Origin of the sequence: Parabacteroides acidifaciens, from assembly GCF_003363715.1 — a bacterium.
GTDB lineage: Bacteria > Bacteroidota > Bacteroidia > Bacteroidales > Tannerellaceae > Parabacteroides > Parabacteroides acidifaciens.
Window position 1 is genome coordinate 68,240 of record NZ_QREV01000002.1, and the last position, 22,662, is coordinate 90,901.

Annotated in this window: 15 protein-coding genes; all 15 read left to right on the forward strand. The window is 39.9% G+C overall.

Annotated elements, in window-relative coordinates; all coding sequences use genetic code 11:
- The first annotated feature begins 84 nt into the window (after positions 1 to 84).
- The 15 genes from DWU89_RS01150 (at position 85) to DWU89_RS01220 (ending at position 22,660) form a co-directional block, all read left to right on the forward strand.
- Positions 85 to 624, forward strand: a complete 540-nt coding sequence (locus DWU89_RS01150) for an RNA polymerase sigma-70 factor (protein WP_115497864.1) — start codon at positions 85 to 87, stop codon at positions 622 to 624.
- 82 nt (positions 625 to 706) lie between these two features.
- On the forward strand, positions 707 to 1,639 hold the full coding sequence (locus DWU89_RS01155) for a FecR family protein (protein WP_115497865.1): 933 nt from the start codon (positions 707 to 709) through the stop codon (positions 1,637 to 1,639).
- A gap of 201 nt (positions 1,640 to 1,840) precedes the next feature.
- Positions 1,841 to 5,116, forward strand: coding sequence for a TonB-dependent receptor (locus tag DWU89_RS01160; protein ID WP_115497866.1), 3,276 nt, complete (start codon positions 1,841 to 1,843; stop codon positions 5,114 to 5,116).
- 11 nt (positions 5,117 to 5,127) lie between these two features.
- Positions 5,128 to 6,813 (forward strand): RagB/SusD family nutrient uptake outer membrane protein, encoded by a 1,686-nt coding sequence (locus DWU89_RS01165; protein WP_115497867.1) that lies wholly within the window; start codon positions 5,128 to 5,130, stop codon positions 6,811 to 6,813.
- Between the two features lie 11 nt (positions 6,814 to 6,824).
- Positions 6,825 to 8,921 (forward strand): hypothetical protein, encoded by a 2,097-nt coding sequence (locus DWU89_RS01170; protein ID WP_115497868.1) that lies wholly within the window; start codon positions 6,825 to 6,827, stop codon positions 8,919 to 8,921.
- A 539-nt stretch (positions 8,922 to 9,460) separates the two neighbouring features.
- Positions 9,461 to 10,603 carry a serine hydrolase domain-containing protein gene (locus tag DWU89_RS01175; protein WP_115497869.1) on the forward strand — a complete coding sequence of 381 codons (1,143 nt, stop codon included), beginning with the start codon at positions 9,461 to 9,463 and terminating at the stop codon, positions 10,601 to 10,603.
- Positions 10,600 to 11,865, forward strand: coding sequence for a GntP family permease (locus tag DWU89_RS01180; RefSeq protein ID WP_115497870.1), 1,266 nt, complete (start codon positions 10,600 to 10,602; stop codon positions 11,863 to 11,865). The genes DWU89_RS01175 and DWU89_RS01180 overlap by 4 nt, the downstream gene beginning before the upstream one ends.
- Before the next feature lie 93 nt (positions 11,866 to 11,958).
- Positions 11,959 to 12,312 (forward strand): 30S ribosomal protein S6, encoded by a 354-nt coding sequence (rpsF, locus tag DWU89_RS01185; protein WP_115497871.1) that lies wholly within the window; start codon positions 11,959 to 11,961, stop codon positions 12,310 to 12,312.
- Positions 12,313 to 12,314: 2 nt separating this feature from the next.
- Positions 12,315 to 12,584 carry a 30S ribosomal protein S18 gene (gene rpsR / locus DWU89_RS01190; RefSeq protein WP_007654155.1) on the forward strand — a complete coding sequence of 90 codons (270 nt, stop codon included), beginning with the start codon at positions 12,315 to 12,317 and terminating at the stop codon, positions 12,582 to 12,584.
- Between the two features lie 21 nt (positions 12,585 to 12,605).
- Complete coding sequence (gene rplI, locus DWU89_RS01195; protein ID WP_115497872.1) at positions 12,606 to 13,049, forward strand: 50S ribosomal protein L9; 444 nt, start codon at positions 12,606 to 12,608, stop codon at positions 13,047 to 13,049.
- Positions 13,050 to 13,177: 128 nt separating this feature from the next.
- Positions 13,178 to 14,380 carry an N-acetylmuramoyl-L-alanine amidase family protein gene (locus DWU89_RS01200; RefSeq protein WP_115497873.1) on the forward strand — a complete coding sequence of 401 codons (1,203 nt, stop codon included), beginning with the start codon at positions 13,178 to 13,180 and terminating at the stop codon, positions 14,378 to 14,380.
- 33 nt (positions 14,381 to 14,413) lie between these two features.
- On the forward strand, positions 14,414 to 15,298 hold the full coding sequence (locus DWU89_RS01205) for an MlaD family protein (protein ID WP_115497874.1): 885 nt from the start codon (positions 14,414 to 14,416) through the stop codon (positions 15,296 to 15,298).
- A 380-nt stretch (positions 15,299 to 15,678) separates the two neighbouring features.
- On the forward strand, positions 15,679 to 17,067 hold the full coding sequence (dnaA, locus tag DWU89_RS01210) for a chromosomal replication initiator protein DnaA (RefSeq protein ID WP_115497875.1): 1,389 nt from the start codon (positions 15,679 to 15,681) through the stop codon (positions 17,065 to 17,067).
- Between the two features lie 252 nt (positions 17,068 to 17,319).
- The gene (locus DWU89_RS01215) at positions 17,320 to 19,863 is read left to right on the forward strand and encodes an adenosylcobalamin-dependent ribonucleoside-diphosphate reductase (protein WP_115497955.1); all 2,544 of its coding nucleotides are present in this window, start codon (positions 17,320 to 17,322) and stop codon (positions 19,861 to 19,863) included.
- A 112-nt stretch (positions 19,864 to 19,975) separates the two neighbouring features.
- Positions 19,976 to 22,660: a 4-alpha-glucanotransferase gene (locus DWU89_RS01220; protein WP_115497876.1), complete on the forward strand. Its 2,685-nt coding sequence runs from the start codon at positions 19,976 to 19,978 to the stop codon at positions 22,658 to 22,660.
- The last annotated feature ends 2 nt before the right edge of the window (positions 22,661 to 22,662 follow it).

Consider the following 22,662-nt stretch of genomic DNA (forward strand, 5'->3'; position numbering starts at 1 on the left):
GTAAAAGCTATTTTTGTGGAGTTAGAACATACTTACTTGGAGAATCGGAGAAACATAATAAATCCCTTTGATATAAATTCGGAGATGAATTTTGGCGTTTTTTACAATACGTACTATCAGCGTTTTGTAAGATACGCTTTTTATTATGTCAATGATTTGCCGACAGCGGAGGATATGACCCACGATGCACTGTTGTATTATTGGGAAAATAAGCACCGGCTGCCGGTCGATACCGATGTGTTGGGATATATTTTGCAGTCCGTAAAGAATAAATGCCTGAACTATCTGAAACATCTTCAGGTTGAGATCGAGTATAGTAAGAACCACACAAAGTTGTATGACTGGGAAATCGTAACCCGTATCCAGACCTTGGAAGATGAGACTTATGGTACGATCTTTTCCAAAGATATCATGAAAATAGTGATGGGCGCTTTAGACGAATTGTCTGATCAGACCCGGAATATATTTGTGCTCAACCGTCTGGAAAATAAGTCCCGAAAAGAGATTGCCGGCATATTGGGCGTCTCCTTGCAAAAAATAGATTATCACATAAATAAGGCGAACAACCATCTTTTGCAAAGGTTGAAAGACTACATTCCGCTTATCTTTTTATTTCTGAACTAAATTTTTGCAAAAAAAGTACTATTACGGTTAGGATTTTCTCCCTTTGAGTTGCTCTACTTTTAGAAACACTAAAAAGAGAGCAATGAATATAGATCAGCATATATTTATCCGTTATTTTCTTGGACAGGCTTCCGAGGAAGAGAAAGAGACTATTCACCAGTGGATCGAGCATGATGAGGCTAACCGGAAACGGTTTATCCGGGAGCGGATTCGCTTCGATGCTTCTATTCTTGTGGATAAGCCTAATACTAATGTCGGAAGATATTTACGCATACAGCCTTGGTTAAGCTGGAGTCTGAAAATAGCGGCATCCGTTCTGTTTCTGCTGGGAAGTTTTTATTTGTATGATAATTATAGAATAGGCCGGTTGTCTGAATCTTATCAATGTGTCAGCGTCCCGGCCGGAAACCGAACCAATATTTTATTGCCGGACGGGACGAACGTCTGGTTGAACGCCAATACCTCGATCCGCTATCCGATGGCTTTTGCCAAAAAGAACCGGGAAATCACATTGGATGGAGAAGCCTATTTTGAGGTGGCGAAAGATAAGAAACCGTTTATTGTAAAAACGGATAAGTATGATGTGGAAGTGCTGGGAACTATATTTAATGTAGAGGCATATAGAGGCAAGTCGCAATTTAGAACGAGTCTTTATGAAGGTAAAGTCAAATTATATAATTCTCGATGTCCGAAAGCCGTCTTTTTATCTCCGGGACAAACAGCCAAGCTTCTCGGGGATTCTTTACTGGTGTCGGCAACAACCGATGTGAATAGTTACCGCTGGAAAGACGGTTTGATCTATATAGAAGATAAATCTTTTAATGCAATTATGGAACTGTTTGAAAAGTTCTATGATGTGCAGATCGTAGTTAACAATAAAGCTGTGAAAGATTTGGGATATCGAGGGAAGCTTCGGATATCTGATGGAGTTGATCATGCCTTGCGCGTTTTGCAAAAAGACTTCCCTTTCAAATATAAGCGGGATGAAGAGAGAAACATCATATATATTAACTGATAAAAACGGGAATGCCTATGGGAAAGGACACATGAGAAACACGTAAAAAAGAGCCGGCAGTTGCGCCAACAACCACCGGCTCTCCAGTACATTATTTAATATACTTATTAATTTAAAATCAATTACAAAGGTATGAAAAATTATTTTTTACCTGAGACTTTTCGAAAAAAAGATTCAGGGAGGAATCAAATACGCAGAGTTATGAAATTGACTACTTGGTCTTTACTATTATGTTCATGTTTCGCTTTTGCTGGTCAGGCAAATTCTCAGAATGCGAAAGTTAGTTTGAATAAAAATCAAGTTCAATTAGAAGATATCCTTAATGAGATAGAAAATCAGACAGATTATTTGTTTGTCTCGAATCGGGATGTCAATTTGAAACAAAAAGTATCTGTATCTGCATCAGATAAGTTAGTCCAGGATGTCTTAAATGAAGTATTAAAAAATACGGGCCTGGCTTTTACAATAGAGGGAGTGAATATTATTCTTACTCGGAAAGAAGAAAACATGTTGGTTACTCAACAGCAAGATAAGAATATATCAGGAAAAGTTGTGGATCAAAAAGGTGAACCTATTATAGGAGTGAATGTTATAGAAAAGGGGACGACTAATGGAGTTATATCTGATTTAGAAGGGAGTTTCTCCCTTAATGTTGCGTCTAACGCAACATTGGTATTTTCTTATATAGGTTATAAATCACAAGAAGTAAAAGTAGATAATCGCCTTTTATATAATGTTGTGCTAAAAGAAGATATCGAGGCTTTGGATGAAGTTGTCGTTGTCGGATATGGCACGGCGTTAAAAAAGGATATTTCGGGTTCTGTTGTTCGTGCAGATTTGGATGCATTGAAAGAATCTCCGAACGTGAGTTTTGCATCTGCTTTGCAAGGAACAGTCCCTGGAATGAACGTAGGAGCTGTGACGCAAGCAGGTACAGATCCTGAAATGACGATTCGTGGACGTACATCTATTTCAGGTGCGAACTCTCCTTTGATAGTATTAGATGGAATTATTTATAGAGGAAATTTAGTGGATTTAAATATGAATGATATCGAATCTATAGATATTCTAAAAGATGCAAGTTCTGCGGCAATTTATGGTTCTCAAGCTAGTAATGGAGTGATGCTTATTACTTCAAAAACTGTAAAGGCAATGAGTAAACCGGTTATTGAGTATAGTGGTTCATTTTCTATTCAACAGTCAGCAAATAAAATAAATTTAAATGATCGGGAAGGTTATTTGCAACAAATTGCAGATGTTAAAATTTCAGAGAGTAGAGTAGGAGAAGATTTGCTTACTCCGAATCCGGATTGGGATGTGACTAAATATTTTCAAGATAATCAGGAAACAGAAGGTTTTCTGAATGGAAGGAATACGGATTGGTGGGACTTGGGTACAAACAATCTCCCGTATATCAACACTCAGAACTTAAGTATAAGAGGGAAGAACGAATTAAGTAGCTATTTTTTTTCAATCGGATATACAGACCAGAAAAATCTGATGAAAGGAGATGAGTATCAGCGATATAATATTCGTATGAATTTAGATACGAAAGTGACGGATTGGTTGAAGATTGGAGCTCAGACGTTCTTCACATTTAGTGATTATTCAGGGACAAATTTGTCTTACGACAAAATAAGACAGTTGCCTCCTTTGAGCCCTGTTACGGATGAGAATGGGGAAAACATAGTTTATGTATATAAGACACAACTAAATCCTTTATTAGACCTTCAGCAAGATAACATTGATAAGAGGTATAATTTGTGGGGGAATTTTTATGTAGATGTTGATATTCCGTTTGTGAAAGGATTGAACTATCGATTGAATTTTTCGCAAAATTTGATAAACAATAAGGATTTTCAATTTAATCCCTGGGGGAGTGATTTAACAGGAAGCGGATCGAAGGTAAACGATAGTCAATATAGCTGGACGATCGATAATATTGTTACGTATAAACGTAGTTTTGATGAGCATGATGTAAACGCGACATTTGTATATGGTGCTGAAAAACGTGTGTATGAATCAACGTCTGCCTCTGGAAGTAATTTTAGTAATGATGTTTTAGGTTTCAATAACTTGGGTGCAGCTGATGCTGCATTGCAAAAAATAGCATCTTCAGCATGGCAAGAGACGAGTTTATATACGATGTTTCGTCTAGGATATACATATAAAGACCGTTATACTTTTACAGGGACAGTCAGAAGAGATGGATTTTCTGGATTTAGTTCTTCAAATAAATTTGCGGTTTTTCCCTCTGCTGCAGTAGCTTGGCGTCTTAGCGAAGAAGAGTTTCTTAAAGATAAGAATGATTGGATTGATGATTTAAAATTGCGTTTTTCTTATGGAGTAAATGGGAACCGGACGCTTTCACGTTACCAAACGATGGCAACAATGAAATTTGTTGACTCTTATTTGTATGGAGATGGAGCCCCTGCTGAGAAAGGTTCTTTTTTAAATACAATGGCAAATAGTGATTTAAAATGGGAAACGACAAAGACCTTTAACATAGGAAGCGATTTCTCATTTTTTGATAATAGAATATTCGGATTTCTGGAATTCTATAAGTCAAAGACGAAAGATTTACTATATGATGTAAATATTCCCTATATGAACAATAACATTAATTCTATTGCAACTAATATAGGAGAATTATCCAATTGGGGTACAGAGTTAAAAATAACAGGAGTTCCGGTTAGTAATGAATATTTTAGCTGGGATGTTACGTTTAACTTTTCATTAAATCGAAACAAAGTGAAAAGTATTTTAGGAATCGATGCAGATGGAGATGGAAAAGAAGATGATCTGATCTCAAGCAAAATCTTTATAGATAAGCCTTATGGGGTTTGTTATGACTTCAACGCTATTGGAATGTGGCAAATTGAAGATTATAATGCTGGTATTATACCTAACGGATTTATGTATGGTACATATAAAATAGAAGATATAGATAAAGATGGTAATATTACCGCTGCTAATGACCGTAAAATATTAGGTTATTCGGATCCTTCTTATCGTTTCAGTATTCAGAATACGTTTAGATATAAAGATTTTGAATTGAAATTTTTACTTAATTCTATTCAAGGAGGTAAAAACTATTATTGGGCAAATTCAGGTTCCGCGATACTCGAACCAGACGGTGCATATCAAAATAACATGTTTAAATTTGATTATTGGACACCTGAGAATCCTGATGCAAAATATAGGCAATTGGGATATTTTTCGCCCTCTGTGGGTTATGCTTTCCATCCTTATACACAGCGGAGTTTTGTTCGATTACAAGACTTAACTTTCTCTTATAGAATACCAAAGAAAGTCTTGAATAAAGTAGGTATAAATAATTTTAAGATTTATCTTAGTGGAAAGAATCTGTTTACCATTACTAAATGGGATGGAATGGATCCAGAAACAGGTGTAGGTGTTCAAGGTGGATACCCGTTGTTAAGAACTTACTCAATTGGCGTTAATTTTGATTTTTAAATGATTTTGATATGAAATATTTATTTGGTTTTATACTGTTTATGATGATTGCTTCATCATGTAATGAAAGTCATTTTCTTAAAGAAAAACCTCTTTCTATTTATACACCTGAAAATTCATTAGTGACATTACAAGATTTTCAAGGTGCAGTTAATACTCTATATAATAAAACTCGTTGGTTATTTCATGAGCAAACAGCTCATGAAAGATATATGTTTTGGTATGGGACAGATTTATGTTTTGGAGCAGCTGATTATTATGCAAACTCCAGATTAAATAATTATGAAGCAACAATGATTCCAACGGAACCGGGAGTCTTAAATTTTTGGAGGTATACTTATGCGATAGTTAACCAATCGAATTTGATTTTGTCTCGTTTAAAGAGTTCCGGATTATCGGATAACGAAACAACGGCTATAAGGGGGGAAGCTTTATTTTTTAGAGCTTTTGGATATCGAATTTTAGCAAATTTGTATGGTGGAGTACCTCTTCTATTGGAAGAGATCACAAGTCCTCGAAGAGATTTTGTTAGGGCTACTCGGATTGAAGTGTATCAACAAGCAAAAACAGATTTAATTGAATCTGTCTCTTTATTAGCTGATATAGACAACGTAAAAGATGGTAAAATTTCAAAGCAAGCAGCCCAACACTTATTGGGAGAAATTCTTATTTCTTTGGAAGAATATGAAGAAGCGATATCTGTCCTTTCTTCTGTGATTAATTACCCAGCTATGGCGCTGATGACAGAACGTTTTGGTACTAAAATTGGTGAACCTGGGGATGTTTGCTCTGATCTGCACAAGACTGGTAATCAAAATAGAAGTACTTCTGGAAATAAGGAAACTTTATGGGCACTTCAATGGGATTATTTGAATTTTGCATCTACAGCAGGCGACGAAAGACCTCGAATGATTTTGCCTTACTATAATGCTATAAATATCACAGTGGAAGATGAAACAGGCAAGAAGGTAACAACACCTGCTTTTCATTTAACTGCAGAAAAAGGAGGTAGAGGGATTGGTTGGGCTCAGCCGACTTATCATATGACTCATGGGGTGTGGACGGATGATACTGATTTAAGAAATTCTTCATATAATATTGTTCGGGACATGAGGATTGATAATGAGAATTCTCCTGCATTTGGAAAATGGTTTGTTGCGGATGGTTTTGTTTCTCAGACTGATACGATTCGAATGTGGTATCCTTTCTTTATGAAAGTGACAGGAGATGTTCCGGAAGAATTGTGGGAAAAGGATAGCAATGGAAATCCTAAACTTACCAAATATGGAGAACATATTGTTATGAGTAATACGACTTCTTCTTATAGAGAAACTTATGTGTTTCGCTTAGCTGAAACTTATTTGTTGAGAGCTGAAGCTTATCTTGCAAAGTCTGATGTAGAGAATGCGACTTCTGATATAAATGTAGTACGTGCTCGGGCACATGCTAAATTAGTAAAATCGTCTGAAATCGATATTGATTATTTATTGGATGAGCGGTTGAGAGAATTGTCATTTGAAGAATTGCGTATGTGTACATTATGTAGAATGGGAAAATTGGCAGATCGCAATAAAAAATATAATCCATTATCTGGTAAAACAATAAAAGATTATCACAATTTATGGCCAATACCATTTTCAGAGATAGAATCGAACGTTTATGCGGTATTAGAACAAAATCCAGGTTATACCAATTAAAAGGGCTGATAATGAAAAAAATAGCAATAATATTCACTTTTGTTATTTCTTGTATTTGTAGTCTGTTAGGAAATAATAAAATAGATAGGATGAGTCTTGTTTTGCGACATAATGTTGTATTGACAAAACCTGAGGCTTTATCTCCTTTATCTGTGGGGAATGGTCATTTTTGTAGTACGGTTGATCTTACTGGAATGCAGACTTTTCCGGAGTTTTATCAACAAGGAATTCCTTTGTCGATTATGTCGGAATGGGGATGGCATAGTTTCCCTAATGTAAATAATTATAAGTTGTTTGATACATTTGATTTTTTGCAAGCATCTGGTAAACGTGTTCCTTATCCGACAAAAAATACTTCTGGATATGAATTCCTGCGTGCTAACCCCCATCAAACGGGGTTAGCTTTGATCGGATTGGAAAAGATAGGAGGGAGTATATCTCTTGATGACTTAGAAGAAACTGTTCAGACGTTGAATTTGTGGGAGGGCTCATTGGATAGCCGATTCAAAATCTCTGGTGAATCAGTTGAAGTAACGACACTTTGCCATCCTTATATAGACAGATTGGCTTATAAACTGAAATCCAATTTATTTTCTTCGAATAAATTAGGGATACGGGTTCGTTTCCCTTTTCCAAGTGCGGTACATAGTAAAGATCCGGCTATCTTAGAAAAAGATGATCTTCATCTGTCGGAGATGGTGAGAGGCGGCGAACAATCTTGGGTGATTAAGCACCAAGTTGATGATCTTGTTTATTATTGCCACATACAAACTTCCGTAAAGGCTACATTAAAGGAGGTTTCCAAGCATGATTTTTTTATAGAAACTTTGGATGAAGATGAGTTTACTTTATTAGTTGATTTCCAGCAAGAGGATCCGGGTGTTGATTCTATGGATGATTTTGCTGCGACATTGAATGTGAATAGAACTGCTTGGTTTAATTTTTGGATGGACGGCGGAGCCGTCGATTTGTCGGGAAGTAAAGACCCTCGATGGAAAGAGCTGGAACGTCGAATTGTTTTATCTCAATATTTGACAGCCATTCAATCTCGTCAAAAATATCCACCTCAGGAGACTGGATTGACATGTAATAGTTGGTATGGAAAATTTCATTTGGAGATGCATTGGTGGCATTCTGTGCATTTTACATTGTGGAATAGATCGACTTACTTAGCGAATACATTGGATTGGTATGAAGATATATTTAATGTAGCAAAATCATATACGACTCAGCAAGGCTATAAGGGAGTTCGTTGGCCTAAAATGATAGGACCGAATGGTGTAGAGTCTCCATCAAAGGTTGGTCCCTTATTGGTTTGGCAACAACCTCATTTGATTTTTTATTGTGAACTGTTATACCGAGAAAATCAGAGTTTGGAGTTTGTGAATAAATATCGTAATCTGATAGAAGCAACAGCTGATTTTATGTTTGATTATGCCAATTGGGATACGGTGAAAAAATGTTATGTGTTAGGTCCTCCAATTATTTCGGCTCGTGAAGGGAATCATTTTACTTATAAAAGCAATATGAATCCAGCTTTTGAACTGGCTTATTGGAGTTGGGGATTAAAGAAAGCAAATGATTGGAGGGAACGGTTGGGTTTAAAACGGAATGCCAATTGGGATCGAATGGCCGAACAAATGTCTCCTTGGCCTATTGTGAATAATATTTATGTAGAAGCAGAGTCTGTGCTAGAGAGGGATGGAGGGCATCCTACACAATTGGCAGCTTATGGTTTCTTGCCTGAAAGCCCGTTTTTGAATAAAGAGGTAATGCGTAATACATTGATTCATGTAATGAACAATTGGGATTGGAAAGACACATGGGGATGGGATTATCCCTTGATTGCGATGACGGCTGTGCGTTTAAATGAACCAGAATTGGCTATAGATGCACTACTTATGGATGTACCCAAAAATACATATTTACCAAATGGGCATAATTATCAGACGTCAGAGCTTCCCCTGTATTTACCTGGTAATGGAGGATTATTATCAGTCGTAGCTATGATGTGCGCAGGATGGGATGGATGTGAAATTGTGAATCCTGGATTTCCTAATAATGGCAAGTGGAGTGTTAAATGGGAAGGTTTAAAGCCTGTATTTTAATTGAAGAATGTACTATGTCTATGGAGTATTTCATAGATATAGTACTATTAGTTGTTTTTCTCTTCATCGCAAATCATTATACATTATTATAGTGACAATAGTAGTGAGTTAGTTTACTTTGAGTTTATTTAGCCAATCCCAATGCTCTATGGTAGAAAGAATCTATTAAATACAATCAAATTGATAAAGTAATATATTTCTAAAAGAGCATATATTCAGTTTCTTTCAAACTTATTCGTGATAGAGATACGATTTGAGAGAAATAGAATTTATATGGAGGAATTGATTCTCGGAACATAAATAGAATATCTTTTACAGCAGAAGTCTTTTTATACTTGTTATTTAAATTAAAATTGTTCATTGTTGGATGAATAATTCTATTTGTTTGAATAATATTTATATCTTTAACCGATTGAATACAAAGTCTGTATAGCGATCTTTTGTAAAACAAAGTGTAGATTTATATAGTGGGTGATTTGTAACTGAAATCGAATGTGTGAATTTAATAATAAGCTTTAAACTGATTAAAATGGCTAAAAATGAAAAGTGTTAATTCTTTATTTCTTTTACTATCAATGATGGTTCTGACTCCTGTGTCGGTTGTTTCCCAGAGTGTCAGTAAAGTATTGCAACCTTATGTTGATTCGGGCGAGTTGCCTGGTTTTGTTACTGTTGTGGCTAAGGCGGACAAAGTTCTTAGCATGGAATGTCTCGGTTATCAGGATATTGCGAAAAACAAGAAGATGGAGCCTAATTCTCTGTTTTGGATTGCCTCTCAGAGCAAACCAATTGCCGGAGCGGCGGTCATGATGCTTGTAGATGAGGGGAAATTAAATCTGGATGAACCAATTACGACTTATCTTCCTGAGTTGAAAGATATGAAGGTCAGTCGTGTGAGCCGGGAGAATTGGCAAGTAACCGAACGAGTTACACAGCCTATAACTTTAAGACAGCTTCTTACGCATACCAGCGGTATGTCCTGGGTTGCCGGAGTACAGGAGCGGACGGGGAAAATAGACGTGCTGCCTTTTAGTCTCAGCCTCTATGTAACGGCGATGACGCCTCTTATAGCTGAACCGGGAGAGAAGTTTTCATATTCCAATCAGAGTATAAATATTGCCGCCACTATTGTTGAACGGATTTCCGGAATGCCGTATGCCGATTTCTTGCAAAAGAGGATATTTGAGCCTTTAGGCATGACTAATACAACCTTTTGGCCGACAGGAAAACAGTTGGAAAAGTTAGTTATTCCTTATAAACAAGGTAAAGACGGGAAATTGGAAGAGACGATTATCGACCAATTGCAATATCCGTTGGACGATAAAAGCAAACGTTTTGCAGAAGCTGCCGGAGGATTATTCTCGACGCCGGTCGATTTAGTGAAATTTTACCAGATGATTGCAAATAAGGGCCTTTTTAACGGGAAAAGATTGCTGACGGAAAATACTGTTGCAGAACTGGGAAAAGACCAGACGGGTAAGAATGTGAAAGAACAACGTGGGTTGGGGTGGGCCGTTTCGGATAATTGGATCGGGCACGCTGGTGCTTATGGTACGGATTCCAGATTTTATTTTAAGGACGGAGTCATTGTCATGCTTTACGTTTTGCAGCAGGATCTTCCCAAATATGGAGAAGCATGCCAGCTTTTTTGGAAAGAAGTGGAGACAAAATATCATTTATGAGTACGTGTGGAGCTCTTATAGGGCTATTACTTTGTATCGTATTGATCATACGAAAGGCGTCGCCCGTTTACAGTATGATAATAGGCGCCCTGGTCGGAGGTTTAATTGGTGGTCTGGGATTGACCACAACCGTTACATCCATGGTTTCCGGTATTCAGGCTCTTGTCCCGGCAATCATACGTATATTGACCGCGGGAGTTTTGTCGGGAATACTGATCCGGACTGGGGCTGCGGCATCAATTTCTCAAACAATTGTCAGGCGTTTGGGAGTGAAACATGTTTTCTTCTCTCTGGCTTTCTCGACAATGTTGTTAACGGCTATCGGGGTGTTTGTGGATGTGGCTGTCATTACGGTTGCTCCTGTGGCCCTGACGATTGCAAACCGTCATTCAATCTCACGTCTGAAATTGCTGTTGGCAATGATTGGCGGTGCTAAATGTGGAAATATTATTTCTCCAAATCCTAATACGCTTATTGCAGCTGAGAATTTTAACGTACCGCTGTCTTCTGTCATGGCTGCCAATGTTGTGCCGGCATTGATAGGTTTTGTTATAACAGTTTGGGTGATTGTACGGCTGTTCCCCGACAAATATTCATCCAAAATAGAAGTGGAAGACTCAGGCTCGAACGAATCGAATGAAGACCTCCCGCCGTTTTGGGCAAGTATGACAGCTCCTGTTGTGACAGTTCTTTTGTTGGCTTTGCGTCCGTTGGTTGATATAACAATAGATCCGTTAATCGCTTTGCCGTTGGGCGGTTTTGCGGGGATGGTCGCGATGAAGCGCTGGAGCGTATTAGGGGACAGTTTGGAATATGGTCTTGGAAAAATGTCCTCGGTTGCGATTTTATTGGTAGGCACCGGGACGATAGCCGGAATTATCAAAGCTTCAGATCTGAACTCGGACTTGCTCGCGTTGCTGGGTAGTTGGCATATCAGCGATTTTATGATTGCCCCAGTCGCTGGCGTTTTGATGTCTGCCGCTACTGCTTCTACAACAGCGGGAGCAACAATCGCTTCTTCCTCTTTTTCAACTGCGATACTGAACTCCGGCTTGTCCGGCGTTTGGGGAGCTGCGATGGTTAATGCAAGTGCGACGGTTTTGGATCATCTGCCACACGGATCGTTTTTCCATGCAACAGGCGGGTGTGTCGAAGTTCCGATCGCTCAACGGTTACGGTTGATTCTTTATGAGACATGGGTTGGTTTGACGCTGACTGTCTCTTCTATTGGTTGTTGTAAGCTGTGGATTTGGCTGATGTGATTAAAAAGACCGGCATTTGTTTGCAGAATAAAAAAAAGTATCTACCTTTGCACCGCAAAAATTATTAGTAATAACAATACAAAACAGCGTTTTATGAACAATTACGAAACCGTTTTCATTTTGACTCCCGTTTTGTCTGACGCACAGATGAAGGAAGCGGTAGAAAAATTCACGAACCTCCTGAAAGAACAGGGTGCAGAAATCGTGAACGAAGAAAATTGGGGTTTGCGCAAATTAGCTTATCCTATCGACAAGAAAACAACAGGCTTCTACCAGTTGGTTGAATTCAAAGCAAATCCTGAAACGATTGCGACTCTGGAAGTTCAGTTCCGTCGTGACGAACGTGTGATTCGCTTCCTGACTTTCCGCCAGGACAAATATGCAGCAGAATATGCCGCTAAGAGAAGAAGTTTGAAATCATCTAAAGAAACAGTAAAGGAGAATTAATTATGGCAGCAACTCAATCAGAAATCAGATATTTGACTCCGCCTTCAGTAGACGTTAAAAAGAAAAAATATTGCCGTTTCAAAAAGAACGGTATCAAGTATATCGATTACAAAGATCCTGAATTCTTGAAGAAATTCCTGAACGAACAGGGTAAGATTCTTCCGCGTCGTATTACTGGTACTTCTTTGAAGTTCCAGCGTCGTATCGCTCAGGCTGTTAAAAGAGCTCGTCACTTGGCGTTGCTTCCTTACGTAACCGATTTAATGAAATAATAAAAAGAGAGGAGACAGAATATGCAAGTTATTTTGAAAGAAGACGTAATCAATTTAGGTTACAAAGACGATATCGTAACAGTTAAAGACGGTTACGGACGTAACTTTCTAATCCCCACGGGTAAGGCAGTTATCGCATCTGAATCTGCAAAGAAAGTATTGGCTGAAAACTTGAGACAGCGTGCTCACAAGTTGGCTAAGATCAAAGAAGATGCTCAGGCTTTGGCTGCAAAGTTGGAAGGCGTAGCGCTGACGATCGGTGCAAAGACAAGTTCAACTGGTACAATTTTCGGTTCTGTAACGAACATCCAGGTTGCTGAAGCTTTGGCAAAAGCTGGTTTCGAAGTAGATCGTAAAATTATCTATATCAAAGAATCTGTTAAGGAAGTAGGTAGTTATAAAGCTATCTTGAAACTTCACAAAGAAGTATCAGTGGAAATTCCTTTTGAAGTAGTTTCAGAGTAATATAGTCACTGAATATAGTAACAAAAAGGGCGATTCATATTGAATTGCCCTTTTTTTATTTCAGATCAGCCAAGTTTTACTCATCAAAAAGCATTACATTTGTCCCAAATTTGCAAGAAATTTAGAAAGTGGCAAAAAGTACTTTTCTATATATCAATTTGGTAATAGCTTTGTTTTTTGTTTTGCCTGTATTGCAGGCTAAGGAAAAAACGTTTACAGTAGTGATCGACGCCGGACATGGGGGAAAAGACCCTGGAGCACGGGGAACGGTCATTAATGAAAAAGCTATTAACTTGGCTGTCGCTTTAAAGCTGGGGAGTTTGATATCAGAAAAGCATAGTGATGTGAAAGTTATCTATACGCGCAAGACAGATGTTTTTATAGAGCTGGACGAACGTGCAAATATTGCTAACCGGAATAAGGCCGATTTGTTTATTTCCATTCATACGAATGCCGTGAAGCGGGGCAGTTCTGTGTCTGGGACGGAAACATATACGTTAGGTTTGGCACGGAGTGATGAAAACTTAGAGGTCGCTATGAGGGAAAACTCTGCTATTCTGTTGGAGGATAATTATTTGCAAAAATATGAAGGCTTCGATCCTAAATCTTCCGAATCGTATATTATTTTCGAATTTATGCAGAATAAACACATGGAGCAAAGTATTAGTCTGGCTTCGGAAGTTCAGAAATGCTTTACTTCAGCAAAGCGTAATAATCGTGGTGTGCGACAGGCAGGTTTTCTTGTGTTGCGTAAAACGAGTATGCCGAGTATTCTTGTAGAATTGGGATATATTTCGAATCCGGCGGAAGAGCGTTTTATGAAGACGAAAGATGGGCAGGATAAGTTGGCTACAGCTATATATAATGCTTTTACGAAATATAAATGGGAATATGATCGTAAGCGTGGGGCATTATCGGGAAATACGAGTGCTGCGCCTGTTCTGCAAGTCGTAGATGATCAAGAAAGTGTTGTTACAGCTCCTCCTGGAAGTGAAGAATATATTCGCCAGAAAAATAAGGCGGAAGAGGTAAAAACTGTTCGTCAATCGAAGTCTGCCACTCCGGAAGCGCAGATGGCTACTCAAGTGAAAAAAGGACAAACTGTCTACAAAATACAAATATTGACCTCTGATAAAAAACTTTCTCCCAATTCTAAATTGTTTAAGGGATATAAGAATGTTGATTACTTTGTCGAGAAAGGTATTTATAAATATACGTATGGCGAGACAACTAATTTTGACTCAATTCGTAAGATGCGCCGTCAGGTGGCAAAAGACTTTAAAGATGCTTTTATTGTCGCCTTTAAGGATGGGAAAAAAGTAAAATATTAGTAGTAATAGGAATTTATATTATATAGAGAAGAAATGAAAAATGTATTCACCAAAGAGGCAAAGATCGGGCTCGTGTCCATAATAAGCCTGGCATTGCTGTATTTAGGAATTAATTATTTGAAAGGGATAAATTTGTTTAAACCAACCAATCATTATGTGGTGGCTTGTACGAATGTGAAAGGAGTGACAATTTCGAGTCCGGTATTTGTAGAAGGTTTCAAGGTGGGATTGGTTCGTGATATTGTCTATGATTATGATGCGACTGATAAGATTTCGATTGATATCAGCCTGGAAGATCATATGAAGATTAATAAAGGTAGTTATATCACAATTGTGAATAGTTTTTTGGGTGGAGGTGAATTGCATATCCATTTGAATAAGTATGTAGATGATTATCTGAAGCCCGGTGCAACCATTGAAGGTCGGATGGAATCGGATATGATGCAGTCTGTGCAGGAAAAGATTTTGCCGCAAGTCGAACTGCTTCTTCCTAAGATCGATTCTATCTTAGGTGGATTGCAGACGTTGGTTAATCATCCCGCGCTTGCCCAATCTTTGGATAATATTGAAAAAACGACAAATAGCTTAGCTGTTTCCTCCCGTCAGCTTAATCAGATGTTGAGTAAAGATGTGCCGGGTATTATGGGGGATTTGAAAGTGATTACCAGCAATTTTGCGGATGTCAGTACAGATTTGAAGAAGTTAGATTTGGCAACGACGGTGAATGCTGTAAATGCGACATTGGATAATGTGGAGCAGATGACACGGAAATTGAACTCAAAGGATAATAGTATGGGGCTTTTGTTGAATGATCGTGCGCTTTATGATAATCTGAATAGTACGGCGGACAATGCTTCCAAGCTCTTGCTCGATTTGAAGCAGAATCCTAAAAGATATGTGCATTTCTCTGTATTTTAATATTGCATAAGAATTCTTGTGTAAACTGTTTATTTAGAATTATTCCAATTAAACAGAAAAATATAAAATACGCTTGACTGACTTGTCTAAGGCTCTTAGATAGAGGTGTGTAACTGAATCGAAAGGCCTTTTTTGATAGCCTTGCCCTCATGTAACAGGATTGTAAAGAATGCCCATTAATAAAGGATTTTTTATAATGGATGCCTGATAAGTTGTAGATAATCAGATTGTTGTGATTAACTGCTTGACTGTAAACAGTATATTAAACAATCAAGAGTTCCAAATAAAAAAGCACTTTTTTTTTCGGAATTAATTTCTAAACTTTGTAGTCGTAAAGTAAAAATTGAAGTTGTAAGTATAGTTGGGAGAATAAAAAAATCATGCAAACGGAATATCAAACTTTGTGGAATAAATGCCTCGCTGTCATTAAGGATATCGTTCCTGAGGCCGCTTTTAACACATGGTTCAAACCTATCATACCATTATCATACGAGGATAATAAATTCACGATTCAGGTACCGAGCCAGTTCTTTTATGAGTATCTGGAAGAAAAGTATGTGAATGTATTGAAAGTAACATTGTATCGTGTGATTGGGCAAGGTACGATCTTGAATTATCGTATCAAGGTGGTTGATAAGGTGAAGGATGATGGCATGATTACTTTACCAACAAGTAATGACGCTCCCCGTACTGCTAAAAAAGGTGCAGAGATCCCTTCTCTGTTTGAATCGAAAGCCCGTCAGGACTGGGATTCGCATTTGAACCCCAAATACAACTTCGATAACTATTTTGAGGGAACAAGTAACCGTCTGGTGCGTTCTTCCAGTGAAGCGATCGCACAGGAGCCGGGAAAGACCTTTAATCCGATGTTTGTGTTCGGAGCATCTGGTGTAGGAAAGACGCATTTATGTCATGCGATCGGTAATCGCATTCAGGAAATCCATCCGGAGAAAAAAGTACTGTATATTTCAGCTCATCTGTTTACTGTTCAGTATACGGAGGCAATCCGGAAGAATACGACGAATGATTTCATGTATTTCTATCAGGGCGTGGATGTGTTGATTCTGGATGATATTCAGGAACTGATCGGAAAGGATAAGACGCAGAATACTTTCTTCCATATTTTTAATCACTTGCATTTGTTGGGCAAGCAGTTAATTCTGACTTCCGATAAGGCTCCTGTGGATTTGCAGGGGATGGAAGAGCGTTTGATTACCCGTTTGAAATGGGGGTTGACTGCTGAACTGGATCGTCCGGACCTGGATTTACGTAAGAAGATTCTGAAAAATAAGATCAGCCACGACGGTGTGGTGATACCGGATGACGTATTCAACTTTATTGCAAGCAATGTTACGGAAAATGTACGTGATGTAGAAGGTATCGTTGCTTCTTTACTGGCTTATTCTACAGCATTTAACCGGATGATAGACCTGCCTCTGACTAAACAAGTCGTGAGTCGCGTCGTAAAGTTGGAAAAGAAGCAAGTGTCTGTTGAATCCATTCAGAATGTAGTATGTAAGTATTATAACCTGGAGTTGGCTGCTATTCAGACAAATTCACGTAAGCGGGAAATTGTACAGGCTCGTCAGGTTACGATGTATCTGGCAAAGAAATATACCGACAGTTCTTTTTCTCATATTGGGAAGATTGTAGGTAAGCGTGATCATGCAACCGTTTTGCATGCCTGTAAAACGGTGAAAGACCAGATTGAAACTAATAAATCTTTCCGCTCTTCCGTAGAGGAGATTGAAGCATTACTCAAGGCTTGATTTTAATAAGATATTTAGGAGAAAGGACGCACCGGGTGGCGTCCTTTTTTTTGTTTTTTAGAAACCTTGTAGTGGAGAGGCTTTTCTTTTTGGAAAACTTTTTGTTTGGAGGTGAGATGTAAGATGTTGATAAATAATGGTGTTTATGTGTGAAGTTGGAAACTTATCAACAAAATGTATTTTATTTATTGAATAATTTGGTCAATCCGTAAACTATGCTTAAACTTGCACATCTTTAAACTTAAAACAATCGTGAATCGTAAAACTTACACCTTCGATGAAGCGTTTAAAGCTTCGCTTGGCTACTTCACGGGCGACGAATTGGCCGCCAAAGTATGGGTAAATAAGTATGCCTTGAAAGACGCGTTCGGGAATATCTACGAAGAATCTCCCGCTGACATGCACCATCGTCTGGCAAGTGAAATTGCTCGCGTGGAAAAAAAGTATCCTAATCCGTTGTCGGAAGAGGAACTTTTTAGTCTGTTTGATCATTTCCGTTACATCGTGCCGCAAGGAAGCCCGATGACGGGAATTGGCAATGACTTCCAAATTGCCTCACTCTCTAACTGCTTTGTAATTGGATTGGACGGAGAAGCCGATTCCTATGGAGCTATTATCCGGATTGATGAAGAGCAGGTGCAGCTAATGAAGCGTCGCGGCGGTGTAGGTCATGATCTATCGCATGTCCGTCCAAAGGGATCTCCTGTGAAAAATTCGGCATTAACCTCGACAGGCCTTGTGCCTTTTATGGAACGCTATTCCAACTCGACTCGCGAAGTGGCCCAGGATGGCCGTCGTGGTGCTTTAATGCTTAGTGTTTCTATCAAGCATCCGGATTCGGAATCGTTTATCGATGCCAAGATGACGGAAGGCAAGGTTACGGGAGCCAATGTGTCTGTAAAGATTGATGATGAATTTATGCAGGCAGTTGTCAATGGGACACCCTACAAACAGCAGTATCCGATTAATTCGTCTGAACCGACAACCGTAAAAGAGATCGATGCGGCTGCACTTTGGAAAAAGATTATCCATAATGCCTGGAAATCGGCAGAACCGGGTGTGCTTTTCTGGGATACGATTCTGAGAGAGTCCGTTCCCGATTCGTATGCAGACCTCGGTTTCCGCACTGTGTCGACAAACCCTTGCGGGGAAATTCCTTTGTGCCCGTACGATAGTTGCCGTCTATTGGCAATCAACTTATACTCGTATGTGGTGAATCCCTTCACAAAAGATGCTTATTTTGATTTCGATCTGTTCCGCAAGCATGTTGCACTGGCACAGCGTATCATGGACGATATTATCGATCTGGAGTCGGAAAAGATTGAAAAGATTCTGGAGAAGATCGATGCCGACCCGGAATCACTGGAAGTGAAGCAGAGCGAACGTCATCTATGGGAAAAAATTCAGAGAAAAACATTGCAAGGACGTCGTACGGGTGTTGGCATCACAGCTGAAGGCGATATGATTGCCGCTCTGGGATTGCGTTATGGTACGGAAGAGGCTACAGATTTTGCAGAAGAGGTTCAGAAAACTTTGGCGCTGGCAGCTTATCGTTCTTCTGTGGAAATGGCGAAAGAGCGTGGTGCATTTGAAATCTACGATGCCAAACGGGAAGAAAATAATCCGTTTATTAACCGTCTGCGCGAAGCTGATCAGGAACTCTATGATGAAATGGTCAAGTATGGCCGCCGCAATATCGCCTGTCTGACGATTGCCCCAACCGGAACAACCAGTCTGATGACACAGACAACCTCCGGTATCGAACCTGTATTCCTGCCGGTTTACCGCCGTCGCCGTAAGGTCAATCCGAATGATGCGGAAGCCCGTGTCGACTTTGTAGATGAAACGGGTGATGCATTTGAGGAATATATCGTGTTCCATCATAAATTCGTAACTTGGATGTTGGCTAACGGTTATTCCGCTTCCAAGAAATATTCACAGGAAGAGGTGGAAGATCTGGTTGCCAAGTCGCCTTACTATAAAGCAACTTCAAACGATGTAGACTGGCTGCAAAAAGTACGTATGCAAGGCCGTATCCAGAAATGGGTAGACCATTCCATCAGTGTCACGATCAACCTGCCGTCTGATGTGACGGAAGAACTGGTTGACACATTGTATGTGGAAGCCTGGAAATGTGGCTGTAAAGGTTGTACGGTTTATCGTGACGGCTCCCGTTCCGGCGTACTGTTGTCTACTGATAACAGCAAGAAAAAGAAAGACGACTGTAATTGTATGGAACCGCCTATCATCGTGTCGACCCGTCCACGTGAATTGGAAGCTGATGTGGTGAAATTCCAGAATAACCGTGAAAAGTGGATCGCATTTGTCGGTTTGCTGAATGGTCGTCCCTACGAAATTTTTACAGGTCTTGCCGATGATGACGAAGGTATCATGTTGCCGAAGAATGTCTCCAAAGGCAGCATCATTAAGAGCTATGACGAAGATGGCAAGAAGCATTATGACTTCCAGTTCAAAAACAAACGTGGTTATAAGATGACAATCGAAGGTTTGGACGGTAAGTTCGACCCTGAATTCTGGAACTACGCAAAACTGATTTCCGGTGTATTGCGTTATGGCATGCCTATCGACCAGGTAATTAAACTGGTTCAGGGTATGGAGTTGAATAACGAATCCATCAATACCTGGAAGAACGGTGTAGAAAGGGCCTTGAAGAAATACCTGCCTAACGGTATGGAAGCAAAAGGACAGAAATGCCCGAACTGTGGACAAGAAACACTTGTCTATCAGGAAGGTTGCCTGATCTGTACCAATTGCGGTGCTTCGAGGTGCGGGTAATAAATTAAGTTGTGAATTATGAATTATGAGTTGTGGGATACAATTTACAATCCACAATTCATAATTCATAATTCTTTTTGTATCTTCGCGTCTGGAACTAAATTTAGTACACATGAAAGTCACCTTTAATATCAACTTCCATACCGTTTGGGGACAGAAGTTATGTGTTGTGGGGTCGATCCCGGAGTTAGGTTCATGGGAACCGGCTTTGGCAAAAGAAATGAGTTATAAGGGGGAAGGAAACTGGCAGCTGGAGCTGGAGGTTACGACTCCGGTCAAAGATATAGAATACCGGTATTTCCTGAGTTTGAGCGATAAGCAGATATTCGAGGAATGGGAAAAGAACCATCAGGTATTCTTTATCGGTTCGGCCGACCAATATACGCTATACGACTACTGGCAGGTCCGTCCCGCTAATCTCGCCTTTTATTCATCGGCTTTTACGAAAAGTTTATTTGCCCATCCGTGTAATACGCACGAACGGGTTGTGAAGAGTGGAAAGCGGCTGACCATTAAGATATCTGTGCCACGTGTCGAAAAAGACCAGCGTGTGGCTATCACAGGGAATCAGGAATGCCTGGGCAACTGGCATCCGGACAAGGCTTTAATATTGAGTTGCGATACTTTCCCTGTTTGGCATATAGACCTGGATGCGAATGAGATTACCTATCCGTTGGAATATAAATTCCTGATCTGCGACGATCATCAGCAACCCCTGTATTGGGAAGAAGATGAGAACCGTATTCTGAACCTGCCTCCACAGCAGGTTGGGGAGACTGCTATTATCTCCGGTCTTTATTTCCGTGATAACTTGCCTTTGTGGCGATGTGCCGGTTCAGTCATACCGGTGTTCTCTTTGCGCTCGGAACAGAGTTTCGGGGTAGGGGATCTGGGAGACCTGCATTTGCTGGTAGACTGGGTGAAAAAAACGCATCAGCGTATTATCCAGGTGCTTCCGATGAACGATACGACAATGTCGCATACCTGTATGGATTCGTATCCTTATAGTGCAATATCCATTTATGCCCTTCATCCGATGTATATTAGCCTGCCCCATTTGGGAAAACTGGCAGACCAGGAGAAAGCCGCTTTCTTTGCCCGGAAACAGGCGGAACTGAATGCGTTGGAGACTGTCGATTATGAACAGGCTGTTAAGTATAAGATAGAATATTGCCGGGAATTCTTTAAACAAGAGGGACAGGCTGTTATGTCCACTCCGGAATATAAGGAGTTCTTTGCACAAAGTTCATCCTGGCTGATGCCTTATGCTGCATACAGTTATCTGCGTGACAAGTATTGCACTTCCGACTTCACGCAATGGAAAGAAAATTCCGTATATGATAAGAGCAGTATCCGCGAGCTTTGTTCTGAAACAAACAAGGCCTATCCGGAAATCTCTTTCCTTTATTTTCTGCAATATATCTTGCATACCCAGTTTAAAGCTGTTTCCGATTATGCCCGTAAGAACGGGATTGTGCTGAAAGGCGATTTGCCTATCGGTGTGAGCCGTACAAGCGTTGAGGCATGGATGGAGCCGAAGTATTTCAATATGAACGGACAGGCCGGTGCTCCTCCCGATGACTTTTCCGTGAACGGTCAGAACTGGATGTTTCCGACCTATAATTGGGATACGATGGAGAAAGATAATTTCTCCTGGTGGAAGAAACGTTTCCATAAACTGGAAGACTATTTCGATTGTTTCCGTATCGATCATATCCTTGGCTTTTTCCGTATCTGGGAAGTGCCGTTGGATTATGTACAGGGGCTTTGCGGACATTTCAATCCGGCTTTGCCTCTTACTCCGAGCGAGATAGAGCAGTATGGCCTGAACTTTAATGAAGCTCGTCTGACGACACCTCATATCAACCGGGAATTCTTGCCCGAGCTGTTTGGTGACTTGGCAGAAGAAGTCATCGGCTCTTTTCTGGCGCAGTCGTCATCGCATCATTTTGTCCTAAAACCTTTCTGCGATACGCAACGTAAAGTCGATGCGTTGTTTGCCGGAAAGACAGATGAAGCATCCCAGCGTATCAAGAATGGCTTGTTTGCTATTGCCAATGAAGTGCTGTTCCTGCGTGACCCGCGTGAACCGGATAAGTTCCATCCGCGTATTTCTGCCAGCCAGTCTTTTCTGTATCGCGAGTTAAGTGCTGCCGATCAATATGCGTTTGATCAGTTATATTGGAATTTCTTTTATCATCGTCATAACGACTTTTGGAAGGCTCAGGCCTTTAACCGGTTGACACCGTTGGTCGGATGTACGGATATGCTGGTCTGCGGGGAGGATCTGGGGATGATTCCCGAATCCGTACCTGATGTAATGAACAAGTTGCAGATATTCAGTCTTGAAATAGAACGAATGCCAAAGACGCCACAAAGGGAGTTCTCGGATATGTTCAACCTACCTTATCATTCGGTCTGTACAACCTCCACGCACGATATGTCACCGCTTCGCAGTTGGTGGAAGGAAGATCGCGCGAAGATACAGCGTTATTATAATAATGTATTGGGACGTGCCGGAGACGCTCCGGAAGAATGTACAGCGGATATCGCGACACAGATTGTAGCTTCTCATTTGGAATCCCGTTCGATGTTAACCATTATCCCCTTGCAGGATTGGTTTGCAATGGATGACTCCGTTAAGCGGAAAGATTATGAAGCGGAGCGTATCAATGTGCCTTCCGTGCCTAACCATTATTGGCGTTACAGGATGCATATCCCGTTAGAAAGACTGATACAGGCGGATAGTCTGAATAATAAGATAATAGAACTAATTCAAAAGTCGGGCCGCAAATAAGC